Consider the following 18,746-nt stretch of genomic DNA (forward strand, 5'->3'; position numbering starts at 1 on the left):
AATTGATCCTATTTTTTTGCTTTATATAAGGGAACGGCAGAGCAAGCTTCTCCGTACATAATGCTGCGGGCGAAGGGTTGCAAGTTTTGTGCGGCCAAAACATAGGCACGCATGGGTACCGGTTTTTGTGAACAGCCTTTTATAATAATTGATTTATTACCATACACTGAATAATCAATTTTAGCTAGTAGTTCTTCATACAAAGCGGCATTTAAATCATCAATATTTCCATTTACGATTTTCTTGGCAAAAGGAGCAAGTTGGATAGTAACTAAGATGGAAGCCCATGCTGGAACAATAGCATCCGTACTGCAATTTATAGCCACAAACTGATCCTGATACTGTGTCCAATCGTGATTTTTAAGGTGTTCTCTAAACTCTTTTTCTTTCAATAGAAAACCTTCCAGAAGCCATTGCGAAATGTCAACCTGGGATCGAATACCTTTTGGATAATAATCTTCTAAATCGAATACTTCCAGTGCACTATTTGCCACTTTATTAATTATCTCTTCCATTTTGTTAGTGTTCAATAATCAGTGTTCAGTTTTTTAGCGCTCAGCTAATAACTGAATACTAAAAAACTGACTACTGAATACTATCTTTAAAGCATTCCTAATTCTAATTTTGCTTCTTCGCTCATTAAGTCCTTGCTCCAAGGTGGGTCAAAAGTGATTTCTACTTCGGCGTCTTTTACATGCTCGATTGATTTTACTTTTTCTTCTACTTCTCTTGGCAAACTTTCCGCAACGGGGCAGTTAGGCGAGGTTAGTGTCATCAGGATTTTTACTTCGTAATCGGTATTTACCATTACATCATAAATTAATCCTAATTCATAAATATCTACAGGGATTTCAGGGTCGTAAATTGTCTTTAATTTTTTTACGATCGCTTCTCCTAATTCGTTAGTGTCTATATTTTGTTCCATTTTATTTTAATTTTTCAATCTGTTTTAGTGTTTGTTATTTTTCGAACCATATAAGTAAAATTAGTTTTTTAATCAAGTTCGCATATGACTTATATGTTGAAATTAGTTTTGTGCATTGAATGCCAAAGCATACATTTTTATATTCTTAATCATGGACACTAAACCGTTAGCACGTGTAGGGGATAAATGTTCTTTCAGTCCTATTTCGTCAATAAAATCCATATCAGATTCGAGAATGTCTGCGGCAGTTTGATTTGAAAAAGTACGGATCAAAATGGCGATAATTCCTTTTGTCAAAATCGCATCGCTGTCTGCAGTGAAAACCACCTTGTCATCATTTTTCTCTCCTTGCAACCACACTTTCGACTGGCAGCCTTTTATCAAATTATTTTCTGTCTTGAATTCTTCTTTTATTAACGGAAGTTTTTTTCCTAATTCGATGATGTATTCGTATCGCTCCATCCAATCATCAAACATGGAAAATTCGTCTACTATCTCGTCTTGTATTTCTTTAATTTTCATCGTTTTGTTTTGCAATTGAATTTATTTTATCTACGAATTTTTTAATCTCTTTTGGCGGAAAACCATGATCAAAACTCGTTGTTTCATAGGTTTTGTCTTTAAACGTAATTTTAAAATTAGCAATTGGCGCACCGTCATAAAAACGTTTCTCTGTAGGTGCTTTCAGTTTTGGCAAGCTGTCCAATTCCATTTTATTGAAATAGTCTACTAATTCTTCCCAGTCCTTGGCTGCTATTTTTGTAGGAACGACTTTCTCTTGTCCGCTTCTATCTTTAGAAATGATGACCATTTGATTTTGAACTGTTATTTTTTGATAAAACCCTCTTGTATTTGCGGTGTATTCAATAACAGCAGATTCTAGATCTTGTTTGCTTTGGCCTTCACAGCTTTTTCCAAGAAAAATAGTCAGTAATAATAAAGATAGTATTCTCATTGTTTAAAAAGTTAAGATAACATTAGTGTTGCTTTTTTTACCGCTTCAACCATAACATCGATTTCTTCTTTCGTATTGTAAAAAGAGAATGAAGCTCGTATGGTGCCCGGAATATTGAAATAAGTCATAATCGGTTGCGCGCAATGATGCCCAGTTCTAACCGCTATTCCTAATTTGTCAATTATGGTGCCAATATCGTAAGGATGAATGCCGTCAATATTAAACGAAATTACGGAAGTTTTTTCTTTTGAGGTACCAAAAATTTTCAAACCTTCAATTTCTAATAGACGTTTAGTTCCGTATTCCAACAATTCCAGTTCTTGTTTTTGAATGTTTTCAAAACCAACGGCATTCATATAATCAATAGCAGTTCCTAAAACGATTCCACCAGCAATATTTGGCGTTCCTGCTTCAAATTTATGAGGTAGTTCAGCATAAGTCGTTTTTTCGAAAGATACTTCTTTAATCATTTCGCCACCACCTTGATAAGGAGGTAGTTTATTTAGCCAAGCTTCTTTACCGTACAATATCCCAATTCCGGTTGGTCCGCATATTTTATGTCCTGAAAAAACATAAAAATCACAATCTAGTTCTTGAACGTCTGGCTTTAAATGTGGTACCGCTTGCGCACCATCAATTAATATGGCAGCACCAACAGCATGTGCTTTATCAATCATATACTTGATTGGGTTGATCGTCCCCAGTGCATTTGATATATGATTAGTTGTAACAATCTTTGTTTTTTCGGATAGTAATTTATCGTATTCGGCCATGATCAATTCCCCTTTTTCATTCATAGGAATGACTTTTAGGACGGCACCTGTTTTCTCACACAACATTTGCCAAGGCACAATATTACTGTGGTGTTCTAATGCCGAAACTAACACTTCGTCACCCGGTTTTAAAATAGCGGCAAATCCGTTTGCAACTAAATTGATTCCAAAAGTAGTTCCAGAAGTAAATAGCACTTCATGGGAAAATTTGGCGTTGATGTGATTTTGAATTTTACCACGTGAAATTTCATAAGCATCAGTAGCCAATTGGCTCAAAGTATGTACGCCGCGATGAATATTGGCATTAATTTCCTGATAGTATTTTGAAATGGCATCAATCACAATTTGTGGTTTCTGCGATGTGGCTCCGTTGTCGAGATAAACTAAAGGTTTTCCGTTCACTTTTTGCGAAAGTATCGGAAAATCGGCTCTTATTTTTTGAATGTCTAGCATAATTATTTAGAAAAGTTCTAAATACAAAAGTACTAAAATCCAATTTGTTTTCGCTGCTAATTCACTGTTTTTTATGTTTGTTTCTTATGCTTTCATAGAAATATCCTATTGAATTAATGACGGGAAATTTTACTAAATTGCAGTAAAATAGTATCAAATGAAAAAATTCTTCAAACTTGTTGGTTTTGTCTCTTTTATTGGGATTCTTTATTATGGATTTATAACCTATCCCAAATTGGATTTGATTTCTGGCTTTTCAGCCAAAAGCATTGCTTCGGGACATTTTATAGACCAGCGTTCCATGGAAATGATTGAAAAGGGAGACAACGATATAAAGATGATTGATTTGGCTACAAACACAATTGATGAAAACGGACAATTTGCGACGGCATCTGTTTATGGATTGAAAGAACGAAAAGCAATTTACCGCGAAGGTTTGGGAGTTACTTTGGTAGATGCTGATTTTGATATCAACAAGCCGTATGATATTCCAAAACGAAATAAAACAACAAACAATCTAACTTTTCCTTACGGAGATATAGAGCAAAAGGATACGGTTTTTAGCAATGTGGATTATGCTAAATTGAATGCGGCTGTAGCCAATGCGTTCGACGAAAAAGGGATAGTGAATAAAAGAACCCGATCTTTATTAGTAATTTATAAAGACAAAATAATAGCAGAGAAATACGATACGGGTTTCAATAAAGACAGTAAAATTCTCGGCTGGTCGATGACTAAAAGTATAACGGCAACACTGTTTGGAATCCTTCAAAAACAAGGGAAGTACGATATTAATAAACCAGCTCCAATTGTAGAATGGAAAAATGATAATCGTAGAATAATTACGACGAATGATTTGCTACATATGAATTCTGGGTTGGCTTGGGAGGAAAGTTACAGTACGATTTGTGACGCCACAACGATGTTATTTCAATCAGAAAATATGGGGAGGATACAATTAGAAAAACCATCTGCCTTCACACCCAATACCCATTGGAACTATTCCTCCGGAACAACTAATTTACTGTCTTATATTTTAAGAGCGCAATTCAAGACGCATCAGGAATATTTAGATTTTTGGTATTCGGCTTTGATTGATAAAATAGGAATGAAATCGATGGTTTTAGAAACGGATATGGCGGGTAATTATGTGGGTTCTTCGTATGGATGGGCAACAACGCGCGATTGGTCAAAATTTGGTTTGTTGTATTTGAACAAGGGAAATTGGAATGGGGAACAGATTCTGGACGAAAGTTGGGTAAAATATGTGGCAACTCCGACCGCTACTTCAAACGGTGGGTATGGAGCGCAATTTTGGTTAAATGCCGGCGGGAAATTCCCTGATGTACCGCGCGATATGTTTTATTGTAGCGGTTTTCAAGGGCAGATGGTAGCGATTATTCCATCTATGGATTTGGTTATCGTACGCATGGGCTTAAAAGAAGATCCAGAGTTTGATTTTAACGGGTTTTTGAAAGGAGTCATTGGGAGTTTGAAGAAGTAAAGGTTTTAATCGTGAAAGTCATGAGGTTTCGTTTGAAAGGATTGTACTATTTCTGAGCTTTACCAAAAAGTAGGTACAGCAAATACGCGAGCTTCGCTAAGAGGTTTGGTAAAGCTTTGCTATCCTTTTAGTAAAAGTTTTTGTCGGAAATGTTATTTTTACTATTTGAAAGATTTTTTTTAATAATTAATGTTAAATTTTAATATATTTGCTTAAAAAATAACTCTAATTATGAAAAAAAATTATTTCGTAGCAGTTTTGCTAATTGCTTTTTTGTCTTTTACGTCATGTTCTAGTGATGATTCTTCTTCCAATGGTACAGCAGAGGTTTCTAGTGAAAGTTACTGGCCATTGGCTGTAAACAATCAATGGGTGTATAATGAAAACGGTTCTCTAGCAGCACCCGTTAAAATCACTGGTACGGAAAAATTTGATGGAGTGGTTTATTATAAGACTTCGGAGAAAAATGAATATAATTTGCAATCCTGGGTAGCAAAAAAAGACCGCACTTATTATCTTAAAATTGGTGCTTTAGATATTACTGAAAGTGGCATTAATATTAAAATGAATAGTTATGAGTTGCCAGTTTTCAAGGACAATTTAGCTATTAATGAGCAATGGAGTGGAACTACTGCTGTAAAAGTAACTTATATAGTAAGTGGTCAAAGTGTTTCAGCAAATATGGAAATAAAATATGTGGGCACTATTTTAGATAAGAATGCAAGCCTTACAATTAATGATAAGGTGTATACAAATATTATTAAATCGAGATATAGACAAGATGTTATTATTCAAGGGCAAAGTACAGTTACAGAGACTCTTTATTGGTATGCCAAAGGTATCGGCCCGATAAAAGTTGTCCACACTGCTGATGGTCAAGTAACAGAACAAATTATAATTGATTACGTCATTAATTAAAAATTGTTTTTGTAGCTCCGTTAATAGCGGCATCTTTTTATAGTCTTGTTTTTTAGAGACTATATAAAACATAGCAAATGAATGGATTAGTTTCTGAGCATGAGATATATTATAAAGAATAAAGGGCGCAAAGTTTTACTAAACTTTGCGCCCTTTGCATATTCCTTATTTACCTTTGCGGTTAAAAACTATAAATCAAATCCAATTTTAACGCCTAATTTGTTGGCGATAATTTTAGTGATTCTTTGTTTTAATTCTGGTATTTTTATGCTTTCGATAACGGCATTCGAGAATGCGTACATCAATAAAGCTTTGGCTTCTTTTTGTGGAATTCCACGTTGTTGCATGTAGAACATAGCGGTTTCATCTAACTGTCCGATGGTACAACCGTGTGAACATTTTACATCATCAGCAAAAATCTCTAATTGTGGTTTAGCGTTTATAGTCGCTTTATCACTCAATAGAATGTTGTTGCTTTTTTGGAATGCGTTGGTTTTCTGCGCTTCTTTTTCTACGAAAATCTTCCCATTGAAAACACCGGTGGAACGGTCAGAAAAGATTCCTTTGTAATCTTGGTGGCTTTCACAATTAGGAGTGGCATGTTGTACCAAAGTATAATGGTCTACGTGCTGTTTTTCTCCAATAATCGTAATTCCGTTTAAGTAACTTACGATTCTTTCTCCAAAATGGTAGAAGTTCAAGTTGTTTCTAGTTAGGTTTCCTCCAAAAGAAAAAGTATTAACTGCTACACTACTTTCTTGTTTTTGAGACACATAAGTGTTGTCAATCAAGTTAGCGGTTAGCTTGTCATTTTGAATTTTGTAGAAGTCCACTATGGCACGTTTTTGAGCAAAAATCTCAGTAACTGAATTGGTCAATACTGGGTTTTCAGTCAAACTTTGGTGACGCTCAATAATTTGAACATGTGAATTTTCACCTACAATCACTAAGTTTCTTGGTTGCACCATTAGCGCAGACTCATTTCCTGTTGAGAAAAACATGATCTCAATAGGTTTGTCTGCGACTTTGCTTTTGGGAATGTTGATATAAGCTCCTTCAGTGGCAAAAGCCGTATTCAATGAAGTTAAACTTTCCTCTTTGTTGGCAATTTGATTATAGTAATTGTCAATAATCATCTTGTATTTTGGTTTGTTCAATGCCGAAGACATTAAGCAAACATCGATTCCTTCGTGAGTCGTAGACGATAAGTACGAACTGAAAATACCATCAATAAATACTACTTTGTAAGTGTCTACTTCGTGTAAAAAATATTTTTTTACATCAGAATATTGAATACTGTTTTCTTTTTTAGGGAAAACGGTAAAGTCGTTTTTTAAGAGAGCGTTTAGCGAAGTATATTTCCAAGCTTCATCTTTCTTAGTTGGGAACCCTTTATTTTCAAAGTTTTTTATAGCCGAAGTTCGTACATCATGAAGTTCAGAGTGAACATCAAGGCGCTCTTCAAAAGCCATAAAAGACGAGATTAATTTTTCTTTCAAATCCATTTTGTTTAGTTATGAGTTGTGAGTTATGAGTTATAAGTTTTGAAAACTGCTAACTGAAAACTGTTAACTAATTTATGCTTCTTGTTCTTGTTTGATCCAGTCGTATCCTTTTTCTTCTAGTTCTAAAGCCAAAGAAGCGTCTCCAGATTTTACAATTTTACCGTTAAGTAAAACATGAACGAAATCAGGAACGATATAATCTAATAAACGTTGGTAATGCGTGATTACTACGATTGCGTTTTTGTCGCTTTTTAATTTATTAACTCCGTTAGCTACGATACGCAAGGCATCGATATCTAATCCAGAATCAGTTTCGTCAAGGATAGCTAATTTTGGCTCTAACATTGCCATTTGAAAAATCTCATTACGTTTTTTCTCTCCACCTGAAAATCCTTCGTTAAGAGAACGAGAAAGAAATTTACGGTCAATTTCTAATAATTCTGATTTTTCACGAATCACTTTTAGCATTTCGTTAGCATGCATTTCTTCCTGTCCGTTTGCTTTACGAGTTTCGTTGATTGCTGTTCTGATGAAGTTCGTTACCGATACTCCTGGAATTTCAACAGGGTATTGAAAAGAAAGGAATACTCCTTTATGCGCTCTTTCTTCTGGAGCTAATTCACTTAGATCTTCTCCGTCTAAAGAGATTGCACCTTCGGTTACTTCGTAGTTTTCATTTCCTGCAATGATGGACGCAAGCGTACTTTTTCCTGCACCGTTTGGTCCCATTATCGCATGAATTTCTCCTGCTTTTACTTCAAGATTAATTCCTTTTAATATTTCTTTATCTCCAATGGAGGCGTGTAAATTTTTTATGCTTAACATTAGTTTTTTATTTTAAACCATTAAGGTATTAAGATTCATTTAGTTCTCTTTTTGCAATAGGAAAATTATCCTACAGATCCTTCAAGAGATATTTCCAATAATTTCTGTGCTTCCACAGCAAACTCCATCGGTAACTTGTTCAGTACATCTTTACTGAAACCATTCACGATTAAAGCAATTGCCTTTTCAGTTGGAATTCCACGTTGGTTACAATAGAAAACTTGGTCTTCACCAATTTTACTAGTTGTTGCCTCATGTTCAATTTTTGCTGATGGATTTTTGCTTTCGATATAAGGAAAAGTATGCGCTCCACAGTTGTTACCCATTAATAAGGAATCACATTGTGAAAAGTTTCTTGCGTTATCGGCATTAGGCGAAATACGAACTAAACCTCTATAACTATTTTGTGATTGTCCAGCTGAAATACCTTTAGAAATAATAGTCGATTTAGTGTTTTTTCCTAAATGGATCATTTTAGTTCCAGTATCAGCCTGTTGAAAGTTATTGGTAACAGCAATCGAGTAAAACTCCCCTACTGAATTGTCTCCTTTTAATATAACAGATGGATATTTCCAAGTTACGGCAGAACCCGTTTCTACTTGTGTCCAAGAAATTTTTGCGTTTTTCTCGCAGATTCCTCTTTTGGTCACAAAATTGAAAACTCCACCTTTACCTTCTTTGTTTCCAGGATACCAGTTTTGTACGGTAGAATATTTAATTTCGGCATTGTCCAAGGCGATTAATTCAACAACAGCTGCGTGCAATTGATTTTCATCACGACTTGGTGCAGTACAACCTTCAAGGTAACTTACATAACTTCCTTCATCGGCAATTAGTAATGTTCTTTCAAATTGACCTGTTCCTGCTTGATTTATTCTAAAGTATGTCGAAAGTTCCATTGGGCAACGAACTCCTTTTGGAATATAACAGAATGAACCGTCAGAGAAAACAGCTGAATTCAATGCAGCATAAAAATTATCTTTCTGTGGTACAACAGTTCCTAAATATTTACGAACTAATTCTGGATGCTCTTTAATGGCTTCAGAAATACTCATAAAGATGATTCCTTTTTCGCCTAATGTTTTCTTGAATGTTGTAGCAACTGAAACGGAATCAACTACGATATCCATAGCTACATTATTCATCATCTTTTGTTCATCGACAGAGATACCTAACTTTTTATACATTTCTAAAAGTTCTGGATCTACATCGTCTAATGTTTTATTAGGATCTACCGCTTTTGGCGCAGAATAATAAGAAATAGCTTGAAAATCTGGTTTAGTATAATGTACGTTTGCCCATTCTGGTTCGATCATTTCTTGCCAAGCACGAAAAGCGTCAATGCGCCAGTCTGTCATCCATTGTGGTTCTTCTTTTCTAAGCGAAATAGCGCGAACGATATCTTCATTTAAGCCAATAGGAAATGTATCCGATTCTAATTCGGTGTAAAATCCGTACTCGTATTCTTTAGTTTCGAGTTCGATTTTTAAATCGTCTTCTGTGTATTTTGACATTTTTTTTCTAATTAGAACCATTTAGGAATTAAGTTTCATTTGGGCGTTGTAAGCGCTTCATTTTCTTAATTTCTATATAGTGTGAAATTTATGTTTTTAATCGATGTGTAATTAAAGTGAGAAACTTTCCCCACATCCACATGTTCTATTTGCATTAGGATTGTTGAAAATGAATCCTTTTCCGTTTATTCCGCCAGAGAACTCTAATATTGTTCCGGCTAAATATAGGAAAGATTTTTTTTCCACTGCAATTGTTATTTCGTTGTCTATGAATATTTTATCGTCTTCGCTTTTGGCTTTGTCAAATTTTAAATCATAAGACAAACCGGAACATCCGCCACTTTTTACACCTACTCTAACGTAGTCTGTAGCAGCGTCAAAACCGTCCTCTTTCATCAAATCGATGATTTTCTTTTTGGCAGTATCTGAAACCTGTATCATTGTTATATTGATTTTGTCTAAATTAACGACAAAGATACTATATAAAAACCTTTTTCCATAACTGATAACATTTTTATAACTAATGACAAAATAGAAAAAGACTATGCAATTGCATTTAATGCAGATCAATTTTCATAAATTGCAATCTAATTATGGAAAAGACGAAGATTTAAAGGAAAGTCTCTTATTTGTTAATGGATAGGACGATCTAATTAGAATCTTTTAATTCTTCAATTTTTTAATCTTTCAATTCAAAAAAATGAAACTATATCCTATCGAGACCGGAAATTTTAAATTAGATGGTGGCGCAATGTTTGGTGTTGTACCAAAAACCATTTGGAGCCGTACCAATCCAGCCGATGCTAATAATTTAATCGATATCGCAGCAAGATGCCTGCTTATTGAAGATGGTAACCGATTAATTTTAATCGATACCGGAATGGGAGACAAGCAATCAGAGAAATTCTTTGGCTACTATTCGCTTTGGGGTTCTCATTCTATGGATAAATCATTGGCAAAATATGGTTTTAGCCGTGATGATATTACCGATGTTTTTATGACGCATTTGCATTTTGACCATTGTGGAGGAAGTGTGCAATGGAACAAGGAAAAAACAGGCTACGATCCCGCTTTTAAAAACGCTAAGTTTTGGTCTAACGAAAATCATTGGGAATGGGCCACAAAACCCAATCCGAGAGAAAAGGCTTCTTTTTTGTCGGAAAATATTTTACCAATGCAAGAAAGTGGGCAGTTGAATTTTATCAAAAGACCCGAAGGTGATTTTCTGGAACAATCAGAATTAGGTTTTGGCATTTTCTTTGCTGATGGTCATACCGAGAAGCAAATGATTCCGCACATTCAATACAAAGACAAAACAATTATTTTTTGTGCTGATTTATTGGCGACAGCTGGACACATTCCGGTTGCTTATGTAATGGGATACGATACCAGACCCTTGTTAACGATGCCGGAGAAAACGAAGTTCCTGAATGCAGCTGCCGATAATGATTACTACTTATTCCTGGAACACGATGCGCACAACGAGATTATTACCGTACAACATACCGAAAAAGGAGTGCGATTGAAAGAGGTTTATAAGGCGGATGAAATTCTTTAAATTTCGAAATCACCGATAAAAAAATCCCGTTTTCATTAATTTGAAAATGGGATTTTTTTGTTTAAATAATTGTAATTATTCTAGGATTATTTTTTTTACTGAAGCAGTAGTTTCATTTATCAAGTACATATAGTAAATTCCTTTTGGCAAGCCAGACAAATCGATTTTGTGATTTATGTTAGCTGAATCATTAAGGATAGATTTCATCATTTGTCCTACTGAATTGTATACTGTTATTTTTTCTAAGCTGATGTTATTAATGTTAACCTCGCCTTTTGTAGGGTTTGGATATACTGTGACTTTATCAAAAACAGCATCTTCAAGACCAAGTACGCATGTAGACGAATATGTCGCTGTGTTATCTTTTATACCAGACCAATTAGTGCTAGCATAATCAACATCATCGACCTGTATGCAGGTTAGGTTAGGGTTGTTTATAAAATTAGAAAAGGTGAGATCTAAAATTGTATTTGCGCCATTTTTTAGATTTAGATATCTTAATTTGTTATTCTCACAAGCTAATTCTGTTACTTTTGGGTTATTGGATATGTCAAGAGAAACAAGTTGATTGTCAAGACAGTCAAACATTTCTAGCTTGGAGTTTTTAGAGACATCAATTTCAGATAATTTGTTGAAATGACACATAAAGCCAACTAAATTGACGTTAGTTGTAATGTTTAATGCTGTTATCGAATTATAATGGCAGTAAAAATTTATTAAGGCAGTGTTTTTTGAAGTGTTTAAACTTGTTAGATTATTATTTCCACAATTTAACATTGTTAAAAGTAAATTATCATAAATATCTAAACTTGAAATTTCATTGCTTCCGCAATTTATTACCGTCAGATTTAAGTTTTTTGAAACATCTAAACTCGTTAATTGATTGTTATTTGTATATAATTTATCTAACTGCAAATTTTGAGAAATATTCAAAGTTGTTAATAGATTTTTAGAGCAGTACAGTGAAGTTAAAGCTGTATTTTTAGTTACGTCTAAAGTTAACAATTGATTTGAATCACAATAAAATTGGATCAAAGCAGTATTACTATTTACTTCTAAAGTTGATAATTGATTTGATGAAAGTATAAGATGCGTTAATTTTTTGTTCAAACTAACATTGATGCTTTGGAGGTTAATCCCGGTACAGTTTAAGTACTCAAGCTCCAAATTGTGCGAAATGTCAAAAGTTGCTATATTATTTAGATTTGTATATCTACCATACGTTGTTCCTCCCAAGTTTAAAACAGCTAATTTGATATTATGTGTAACATCAATAGTTGTTAATTTATTAGCAAAACAATTTAAACCAAACAAAGAAATATTTTTTGAAACATCAAGAACGGTTAATGAATTCTTAGAACAATCTAAATTTGACAAAGCCACAAAATCCTGAATTCCTGTTAAATCTGAAATGGTACTATTAGAAACGTCTAAGGAAGCTACGGTGTTAATTTTAGAAGTCAACACTTTTCCATCAGCTATGCCAGAATCAATACCCAATGCGATTAATTTAGCTTCGAATTTGGCATCAGGAATTAGCGTGTATTGCACAGGAACATCGGCTACATCAACCACAGAAACATTATCTACTAAAATCTCTGAATTTTCCGTTCCCGTTGTCCATACATCTACTTCGATATTTTCACTAACAGTTGCAGTGTATTCAAATTCTATTTTGCGCCATTCGCTGCTAGAAAATGTGGCATCTGTTTTTTTGATGATTTCAGATTTAAATGTACCTGGTTTGTGGTACAAACTTAAATCGATAGCAGAAAAAGTTCCAGAAACTAATTTATGATAAAGTGTGATTCTGTATGTTTTGTTAATTGTGACAGGAAAAAATTCACTATTCATAAAATTAAGTGTACCAGTAGCGATTTTCATATTTGTACTAGAACTCCCATTTTGAGCTATAGAGCTTTGTGAAAGAATACCGCTAAAATAACCATACCAACTATCAGGCTGAGAGGAAGAAGACCAATTTTCAAAATTCCCATTGGGTACTAGATTGGTTTGTGAAAATGCATTGAGCGACAGCAATGCGCATAATAAAAGTAGAGCTTTTCTCATAGTTTATATTTTTTGCGCGAAACTACTGATTTTGCGGGGTTTAAAAAAAGATTTCCCTTGTTTTTTTAACAAGAAAATAATGATTGTGCTGTTTTTGATGTTGACTCTTCAAATTCAATATTTTTAATGACGGAAATAGTTCCGTTTAAAGTTTTTTTCGATAAAAAAAGCAAAGAAATAAAGTGTTAAGTGGACCTAATTATTTAAAGTTTTAAATTGTAAATCAGGCTGTTTTTTGTTTTTGTTGAGTAGGGTAAGCAGGTGACAAAATCACTAAATTCATGTTAACATAGTCCGTAATTCAGAGAAATATTTTATTTTAGACCAATATTTCAAATTCAAATAAATAATTAGATAGATGAATAGTATTAAACCGATTTGCCTTTCTGCCTTTGCCGTGTTGGTTTTGGCTGGATGTGGAGCTCAAAAACAAGTTTCAAGTTTTAGTTCTTTAACGGCAATTACTGCCCCTTTAAATGTTAAAAAGAACGCCGCTTTAAAAGAAAATGAATTAAAACGTTGGAGTCATTTAGACATCGTAAATGATACAATTCCGGGAATGAGTGTGGACAGGGCTTATGCGGAACTTCTAAAAGATAAAAAGGGAGTAAAAGTTATTGTTGGAATTGTAGATTCAGGTGTTGATATTGAACATGAAGATCTAAAATCAGTAATTTGGACCAACTCAAAAGAAATTGCGGGTAACGGAATTGATGATGACAATAACGGTTATGTAGATGATATTCATGGTTGGAATTTTCTTGGAGACATCACTAAAGAAAATCTAGAATACGAAAGAATCATCAAGGACAAAAACTTGGTAGATGAAGTAACGTATCAAGAAGCGAAGAAAATCAATGATGAAAAAATAGCCAAAGCACAAGCAGGGAAGACGCGTTTAGAGGGACTGCTAACTACTACAGCAAGTGCTGATGCTGTTATCGAAAAGCATTTAGCGAAGCGTGTTTATACTATTGACGAAGTAAATGCAATTGATTCGAAAGACACTTCAGTATTAGAAAGTAAAGTAACAATGCAAAGAATGCTTTCTTATGGAATGAGTATAGTTGATCTAGAAAAAGCAATTCAAGGTGATATTGATGAAATGTCTGCCCTTCTTAATGGAGATAATCTAAAACAAAATTACAGAGACATTGTTGGTGATAACCCAAACGATTTATCGGACACAAAATACGGGAATAATAACGTAATGGGACCAGACAAGGAAAAAATCCTTCACGGAACTCACGTTGCAGGAATCGTTGCTCAAGTTAGAAATAACACTATTGGGGGTGACGGAATTGCAAATAATGTTGAAATTTTGACAGTTCGTGCTGTGCCAGACGGAGACGAATATGATAAAGATATCGCACTTGGAATTCGTTACGCAGTTGATAACGGAGCGAAAGTAATCAACGGAAGTTTCGGAAAAAGTTTTTCTCCTCACAAACAATGGGTCTATGATGCCATTAAATATGCTGAAAAGAAAGACGTTCTAATTGTACACGCTGCTGGGAATGACGCAAAAGATATTGACAGTAATGATAATTTTCCTAATGATTCTGATGATAAAAAAACAGAATTTGCGGACAATATGATTACCATCGGTGCTTTGAATTTTGAGTATGGTGATAAAGTGGTGGCGCGTTTCTCTAACATTGGGAAAGTGAATGTTGATGTTTTTGCACCAGGTGTAAAAATATATGCTACAACGCCAAACGACACTTACAAATACTTGCAAGGAACATCAATGGCATCGCCAAACGTTGCTGGGGTTGCTGCTATAATTCGTTCTTATTATCCAAGCTTAACGGCATCGCAAGTAAAACACATTTTGATGGATTCAGGTGTAGCGATTACTGAAGAGGTTGTTGTAGGAGGAAATCCAAAAGACAGCCGTTCTTTTACTACTTTGTCTAAATCAGGAAAAATAGTAAATGCATACAACGCCTTGTTAATGGCGGATAAAATGTCAAAAAAATAAATAGAATAGTTACAAATCCAATGGAAGGACAATTGTCCTTCCATTTTTTTATTTAAATACCATGAAAAAACTACTTTTAATTTCTTTTATTACTTTCAATTTAGGAGCCGTCTCTGCGCAAAGCACGGTTTATTGGCAACAACATGTTGACTACAAGATGGACGTTGCGATGGACGTTAAAAACTATCAATACAAAGGGAAGCAAGAATTAGTTTACACTAATAATTCGCCAGACACTTTGAGAAAAGTGTATTATCATTTATTCAATAATGCTTTTCAACCAGGAAGCGAGATGGATGCACGATTACATAGCATCAAAGATCCTGATGGGAGAATGGTAAACAAAGTAAAAGTAGATGGTAAAGAGGTTAAAGTAAGTCGTATCGAAGGGTTAAAGCCAGATGAAATTGGGTATTTAAAAATTTCTAATTTTAAGCAAGATGGTGTTGCCGCTGAAACAAAAACAGTAAGTACTATTCTTGAAGTTACTTTGGCTAAGCCAATTCTGCCAAATAGCAAAACTACTTTTACCTTAGATTTTGACGGACAGGTTCCTGTACAAATTCGTCGTTCTGGTAGAAATAATTCAGAAGGAGTTGAGTTATCAATGGCACAATGGTATCCAAAAATGGCCGAATTTGATTTTGAAGGTTGGCATGCTGATCCTTATATCGCTAGAGAATTTCACGGTGTTTGGGGAGATTTTGATGTTAATATTACAATTGACAAAGACTATACTTTGGGAGGTTCAGGGTATTTACAAAACCAAAACGAAATTGGACACGGATACGAAGACGCGGGTGTTAACGTAAACTATCCTAAGAAACTAAAAATGTTGACTTGGCATTTTGTAGCGCCAATGGTTCATGATTTTGCTTGGGCTGCTGACAAAAACTACATGCACGACATCGTAAAAGGACCAAATGATGTTGACTTACACTTCCTTTATAAAAACTATCCAAAGACTATTGAAAATTGGAAAAAATTGCAGCCTATGATGGTCAATGTAATGGATTTTTTCAATAAAAATATTGGGAACTATCCGTACAAACAATATTCATTTATCCAAGGTGGTGATGGCGGAATGGAATATGCGATGTGTACTTTGATGCTAGGAAATGGAACTCTTGAAGGGGTTTTTGGAACGGCTACGCATGAAATGGGACATTCTTGGTTCCAACACGTTTTGGCTTCAAATGAGTCTAAGCATCCATGGATGGACGAAGGGTTTACAACCTATGTTTCAGATTTAGCGGAAAATGAATTCTCTGATAAAAAAGTGGAAAACCCTTTTGAAGGAAATTACAAGGCTTATTATAGTTTAGTGAATTCAGGGAAAGAGCAACCACAAACGACTCATGGAGATCGTTATGATGAAAACAGACCCTATAGTATTTCTTCTTATGTAAAAGGAAGTATCTTTTTGTCACAATTAAATTATGTGATTGGAAAAGATAAATTAGCAGAAACCATCAAAAGGTATTTTCATGATTTTAAATTCAAACATCCTACACCTAATGATATCAAAAGAACTGCTGAACGTGTTTCAGGCGCTAATTTAGATTGGTATTTACTAGACTGGACACAAACGTTGAACACGATTGATTATGGTATCAAAGCGGTAACGGATAACGGCGACAAAACTACAGTTAGTTTAGAAAGAATTGGTAGAATGCCAATGCCAATCGACTTATTAGTAGAGTATACTGATGGAACTACTGAAAGTTTTTATGTTCCTTTACGTTTGATGAGTTTCGAGAAAGAAAATCCAAATCCTGCAGTAAAAAGAACGGTATTGAACGACTGGACTTGGGCAGCATCTAATTACGATTTTACTATTGATAAAGCAAAAAGTACGGTAAAGAAAATCACTATCGATCCGAGTGGATTAATGGCTGATGTGAAACAAGAAAATAACGTTTTCAAACAATAAATAGTAGTACTGAATTTAAGTAGTGGTTCATGAATATTAACTATAACGAATCTAATAAATCCATCGAGATTAAGGACGGACTTAAAAACTATGTCTTCTTACTTAACTTTCTGATGGTTTTAAATCTACTGAATGCGATTCTAAATTTATCAGATATTAAAGCAAGCTTTGGTTTCATGAAAATAATATGGTTGGTATTAGGAGTTGTTTCAATTGTGATACTTTATAATTCTATTTTTAAAAAATCAACAAGAGAAAAAATACCTATCGATCAAATAAAAGGATTGAATCAGCGGATTTTTTTAGGAAGAAAAAAATATTTTATAGAATTAAAGAACGGAAAAACCCGTGATTTATTAGAAGTAAAATCAGAATCAGAATTTACCAAATTGCGCACGATGTTTACAAAAAACAGAATTCTATAGTAAAAGCAAAAGGTCGCAAAATATATATTTTGCGGCCTTTTTTATGTTTAGGAAAAAGAGAGTATTGTGTTCGACAAAAGGAAACACTAAATTTGTAACAAACGATTTTATAAATAAGATATGAATCCAACTATAACAATTATTGGCGCAGGAATTTCGGGGCTTTCAGCAGGATTGCACTTGCATCGTCAAGGTTTTTCTGTAAAAATTATAGAAGCTAGTGATAGGGCAGGCGGGAGAATAAAGACAGATAGTATCGATGGATTTAAGCTTGATCGCGGTTTTCAGGTTTTGCTTACTTCCTATCCAGAAGCGAAAATGCTATTGGATTATGAGGCATTACAACTAAAAATATTTTTGCCAGGAGCAACTGTACTTTATGATGGTGGTCAATTTGAAATCGCTGATCCGTTTAGAAGGCCTTCCGCTTTGCTAGCTACTGCGTTTGCACCGGTTGGATCCTTGAAAGATAAATTCAATACTTTTTTATTGAAGCAAAAATTAATCAATAAATCAATCAAAGCGATCTTTTTGCAAGAGCAAAAGTCAAGCTTAGAGCAATTGAAAAATTACGGATTCAGTTCTAAAATGATTAACCGTTTTTTTAAACCTTTTTTTTCAGGAATTTTTCTCGAAAACAATTTAACAACGCCTAACAGGATGTTTGATTTCGTAATGAAAATGTTTTCCGAGGGTGACGCTGCCGTTCCCGCATTAGGTATGGAAGAAATTCCAAAGCAACTAGCAAGTCAATTGCCTCTCGATTCTTTTTTGTATAATACAAAAGTCACTGACATTCGTGAAAATACCATTTTTACCAGCTCAGGTACTGAAATAAAATCGGATATTATTATAGTTGCGACCGAGGCGAATGATCTTATTTCGAAATTAAAAAAAAATGTTGAGACCCAACATCATTCTGTTACTAATGTGTACTTTCAAGCTACTATTGCACCTTCAAACAAAGCAGTTGTCATTCTAAACGCCTCGAAAAATAAAAAAGTGGTAAACAACTTGACGGTAATGACAAACGTCAGTAAAGCTTATGCACCCGCAGGGAAAGTTTTAATTTCGGTGTCTTGCAATGGTATTTTAGATTTGGACGAACAGGAATTAGCTGAAAAAATCAAAGAGGAACTAGAGCCTTGGTTTGGAAAAAAAGTAGAAGATTGGTCACACTTGAAGACTTATAAAGTTAAATATGCATTACCAAATCTCAAAGTTCTTAAAGATGATTTGACAATTGATGACATGAAAATCAAAGACAATTTATATTGCTGTGGCGACCATTTGTTAAACGGCTCTATAAACGCAGCTATGAAATCGGGGCGCTTGGTAGCCGACTTGATAATTTCAGAGCACCAAAAAAACTAAATGCTCTAGCAGTAGGACAGTATTTAAAGC

17 protein-coding genes are annotated in these 18,746 nt (G+C 34.4%); 7 read left to right on the forward strand and 10 right to left on the reverse strand.

The features are described from left to right. Nucleotides 1-8: 8 nt before the first annotated feature. The 5 genes from BMW63_RS01370 to BMW63_RS01390 form a co-directional block, all read right to left on the reverse strand. A complete protein-coding gene (locus tag BMW63_RS01370) occupies nt 9-515 on the reverse strand; it encodes a DUF2480 family protein (protein WP_074720475.1) in 507 nt (168 codons plus the stop codon). 86 nt (nt 516-601) lie between these two features. After that, nucleotides 602-925 carry an SUF system Fe-S cluster assembly protein gene (locus tag BMW63_RS01375; protein ID WP_074720477.1) on the reverse strand — a complete coding sequence of 108 codons (324 nt, stop codon included), beginning with the start codon at nt 923-925 and terminating at the stop codon, nt 602-604. Nucleotides 926-1,027: 102 nt separating this feature from the next. Further along, nucleotides 1,028-1,447 carry a SufE family protein gene (locus tag BMW63_RS01380; protein WP_074720479.1) on the reverse strand — a complete coding sequence of 140 codons (420 nt, stop codon included), beginning with the start codon at nt 1,445-1,447 and terminating at the stop codon, nt 1,028-1,030. Then, a complete protein-coding gene (locus BMW63_RS01385; RefSeq protein ID WP_074720481.1) occupies nt 1,437-1,880 on the reverse strand; it encodes a hypothetical protein in 444 nt (147 codons plus the stop codon). The genes BMW63_RS01380 and BMW63_RS01385 overlap by 11 nt, the downstream gene beginning before the upstream one ends. A gap of 11 nt (nt 1,881-1,891) precedes the next feature. After that, nucleotides 1,892-3,106: an aminotransferase class V-fold PLP-dependent enzyme gene (locus BMW63_RS01390; RefSeq protein ID WP_074720483.1), complete on the reverse strand. Its 1,215-nt coding sequence runs from the start codon at nt 3,104-3,106 to the stop codon at nt 1,892-1,894. A 157-nt stretch (nt 3,107-3,263) separates the two neighbouring features. Between BMW63_RS01390 and BMW63_RS01395 the strand changes: the two genes are divergently transcribed. Both BMW63_RS01395 and BMW63_RS01400 read left to right on the forward strand, forming a co-directional pair. Further along, a complete protein-coding gene (locus tag BMW63_RS01395) occupies nt 3,264-4,610 on the forward strand; it encodes a serine hydrolase domain-containing protein (protein WP_074720485.1) in 1,347 nt (448 codons plus the stop codon). 231 nt (nt 4,611-4,841) lie between these two features. Then, nucleotides 4,842-5,528 carry a hypothetical protein gene (locus tag BMW63_RS01400; RefSeq protein ID WP_074720487.1) on the forward strand — a complete coding sequence of 229 codons (687 nt, stop codon included), beginning with the start codon at nt 4,842-4,844 and terminating at the stop codon, nt 5,526-5,528. Between the two features lie 188 nt (nt 5,529-5,716). On the opposite strand, the gene sufD is transcribed toward BMW63_RS01400, so the two are convergent. The 4 genes from sufD to BMW63_RS01420 all read right to left on the reverse strand — a co-directional run bounded on the left by sufD (nt 5,717) and on the right by BMW63_RS01420 (nt 9,813). After that, nucleotides 5,717-7,033 (reverse strand): Fe-S cluster assembly protein SufD, encoded by a 1,317-nt coding sequence (gene sufD, locus BMW63_RS01405; protein WP_074720489.1) that lies wholly within the window; start codon nt 7,031-7,033, stop codon nt 5,717-5,719. Nucleotides 7,034-7,105: 72 nt separating this feature from the next. Continuing rightward, the gene (gene sufC, locus BMW63_RS01410; protein ID WP_074720491.1) at nt 7,106-7,858 is read right to left on the reverse strand and encodes a Fe-S cluster assembly ATPase SufC; all 753 of its coding nucleotides are present in this window, start codon (nt 7,856-7,858) and stop codon (nt 7,106-7,108) included. Nucleotides 7,859-7,923: 65 nt separating this feature from the next. Then, nucleotides 7,924-9,372, reverse strand: coding sequence for a Fe-S cluster assembly protein SufB (gene sufB, locus BMW63_RS01415; protein WP_074721126.1), 1,449 nt, complete (start codon nt 9,370-9,372; stop codon nt 7,924-7,926). A gap of 111 nt (nt 9,373-9,483) precedes the next feature. Then, entirely contained in the window at nt 9,484-9,813 is a 330-nt protein-coding gene (locus BMW63_RS01420) for a HesB/IscA family protein (RefSeq protein ID WP_074720493.1), read from the reverse strand. Between the two features lie 259 nt (nt 9,814-10,072). Between BMW63_RS01420 and BMW63_RS01425 the strand changes: the two genes are divergently transcribed. Next, on the forward strand, nt 10,073-10,930 hold the full coding sequence (locus tag BMW63_RS01425; RefSeq protein WP_074720495.1) for an MBL fold metallo-hydrolase: 858 nt from the start codon (nt 10,073-10,075) through the stop codon (nt 10,928-10,930). A 75-nt stretch (nt 10,931-11,005) separates the two neighbouring features. On the opposite strand, the gene BMW63_RS01430 is transcribed toward BMW63_RS01425, so the two are convergent. Then, nucleotides 11,006-13,000, reverse strand: coding sequence for a T9SS type A sorting domain-containing protein (locus tag BMW63_RS01430; RefSeq protein ID WP_074720497.1), 1,995 nt, complete (start codon nt 12,998-13,000; stop codon nt 11,006-11,008). A gap of 358 nt (nt 13,001-13,358) precedes the next feature. On the opposite strand from BMW63_RS01430, the gene BMW63_RS01435 reads away from it, so the two are divergent. From BMW63_RS01435 to BMW63_RS01450, 4 genes are all read left to right on the forward strand, one after another. Next, nucleotides 13,359-14,984 (forward strand): S8 family peptidase, encoded by a 1,626-nt coding sequence (locus BMW63_RS01435; RefSeq protein WP_074720499.1) that lies wholly within the window; start codon nt 13,359-13,361, stop codon nt 14,982-14,984. A 61-nt stretch (nt 14,985-15,045) separates the two neighbouring features. Beyond that, entirely contained in the window at nt 15,046-16,917 is a 1,872-nt protein-coding gene (locus BMW63_RS01440) for a M1 family metallopeptidase (protein ID WP_074720501.1), read from the forward strand. Nucleotides 16,918-16,946: 29 nt separating this feature from the next. Then, the gene (locus BMW63_RS01445; protein WP_074720503.1) at nt 16,947-17,342 is read left to right on the forward strand and encodes a hypothetical protein; all 396 of its coding nucleotides are present in this window, start codon (nt 16,947-16,949) and stop codon (nt 17,340-17,342) included. 120 nt (nt 17,343-17,462) lie between these two features. Continuing rightward, nucleotides 17,463-18,716, forward strand: a complete 1,254-nt coding sequence (locus BMW63_RS01450; RefSeq protein ID WP_074720505.1) for an NAD(P)/FAD-dependent oxidoreductase — start codon at nt 17,463-17,465, stop codon at nt 18,714-18,716. Nucleotides 18,717-18,746 lie beyond the last annotated feature (30 nt).

Origin of the sequence: Flavobacterium frigoris (genome assembly GCF_900111075.1) — a bacterium.
GTDB lineage: Bacteria > Bacteroidota > Bacteroidia > Flavobacteriales > Flavobacteriaceae > Flavobacterium > Flavobacterium frigoris.

Coding starts and splice junctions, on each gene's coding strand:
- BMW63_RS01395 (WP_074720485.1), top strand. CDS start 3,264: ATGAAAAAATTCTTCAAACTTGTTGGTTTTGTCTCTTTTATTGGGATT.
- BMW63_RS01370 (WP_074720475.1), bottom strand. CDS start 515: ATGGAAGAGATAATTAATAAAGTGGCAAATAGTGCACTGGAAGTATTC.
- BMW63_RS01430 (WP_074720497.1), bottom strand. CDS start 13,000: ATGAGAAAAGCTCTACTTTTATTATGCGCATTGCTGTCGCTCAATGCA.
- BMW63_RS01445 (WP_074720503.1), top strand. CDS start 16,947: ATGAATATTAACTATAACGAATCTAATAAATCCATCGAGATTAAGGAC.
- sufC (WP_074720491.1), bottom strand. CDS start 7,858: ATGTTAAGCATAAAAAATTTACACGCCTCCATTGGAGATAAAGAAATA.
- BMW63_RS01435 (WP_074720499.1), top strand. CDS start 13,359: ATGAATAGTATTAAACCGATTTGCCTTTCTGCCTTTGCCGTGTTGGTT.
- BMW63_RS01385 (WP_074720481.1), bottom strand. CDS start 1,880: ATGAGAATACTATCTTTATTATTACTGACTATTTTTCTTGGAAAAAGC.
- BMW63_RS01425 (WP_074720495.1), top strand. CDS start 10,073: ATGAAACTATATCCTATCGAGACCGGAAATTTTAAATTAGATGGTGGC.
- BMW63_RS01400 (WP_074720487.1), top strand. CDS start 4,842: ATGAAAAAAAATTATTTCGTAGCAGTTTTGCTAATTGCTTTTTTGTCT.
- sufB (WP_074721126.1), bottom strand. CDS start 9,372: ATGTCAAAATACACAGAAGACGATTTAAAAATCGAACTCGAAACTAAA.
- BMW63_RS01390 (WP_074720483.1), bottom strand. CDS start 3,106: ATGCTAGACATTCAAAAAATAAGAGCCGATTTTCCGATACTTTCGCAA.
- BMW63_RS01440 (WP_074720501.1), top strand. CDS start 15,046: ATGAAAAAACTACTTTTAATTTCTTTTATTACTTTCAATTTAGGAGCC.
- sufD (WP_074720489.1), bottom strand. CDS start 7,033: ATGGATTTGAAAGAAAAATTAATCTCGTCTTTTATGGCTTTTGAAGAG.
- BMW63_RS01380 (WP_074720479.1), bottom strand. CDS start 1,447: ATGAAAATTAAAGAAATACAAGACGAGATAGTAGACGAATTTTCCATG.
- BMW63_RS01420 (WP_074720493.1), bottom strand. CDS start 9,813: ATGATACAGGTTTCAGATACTGCCAAAAAGAAAATCATCGATTTGATG.
- BMW63_RS01375 (WP_074720477.1), bottom strand. CDS start 925: ATGGAACAAAATATAGACACTAACGAATTAGGAGAAGCGATCGTAAAA.
- BMW63_RS01450 (WP_074720505.1), top strand. CDS start 17,463: ATGAATCCAACTATAACAATTATTGGCGCAGGAATTTCGGGGCTTTCA.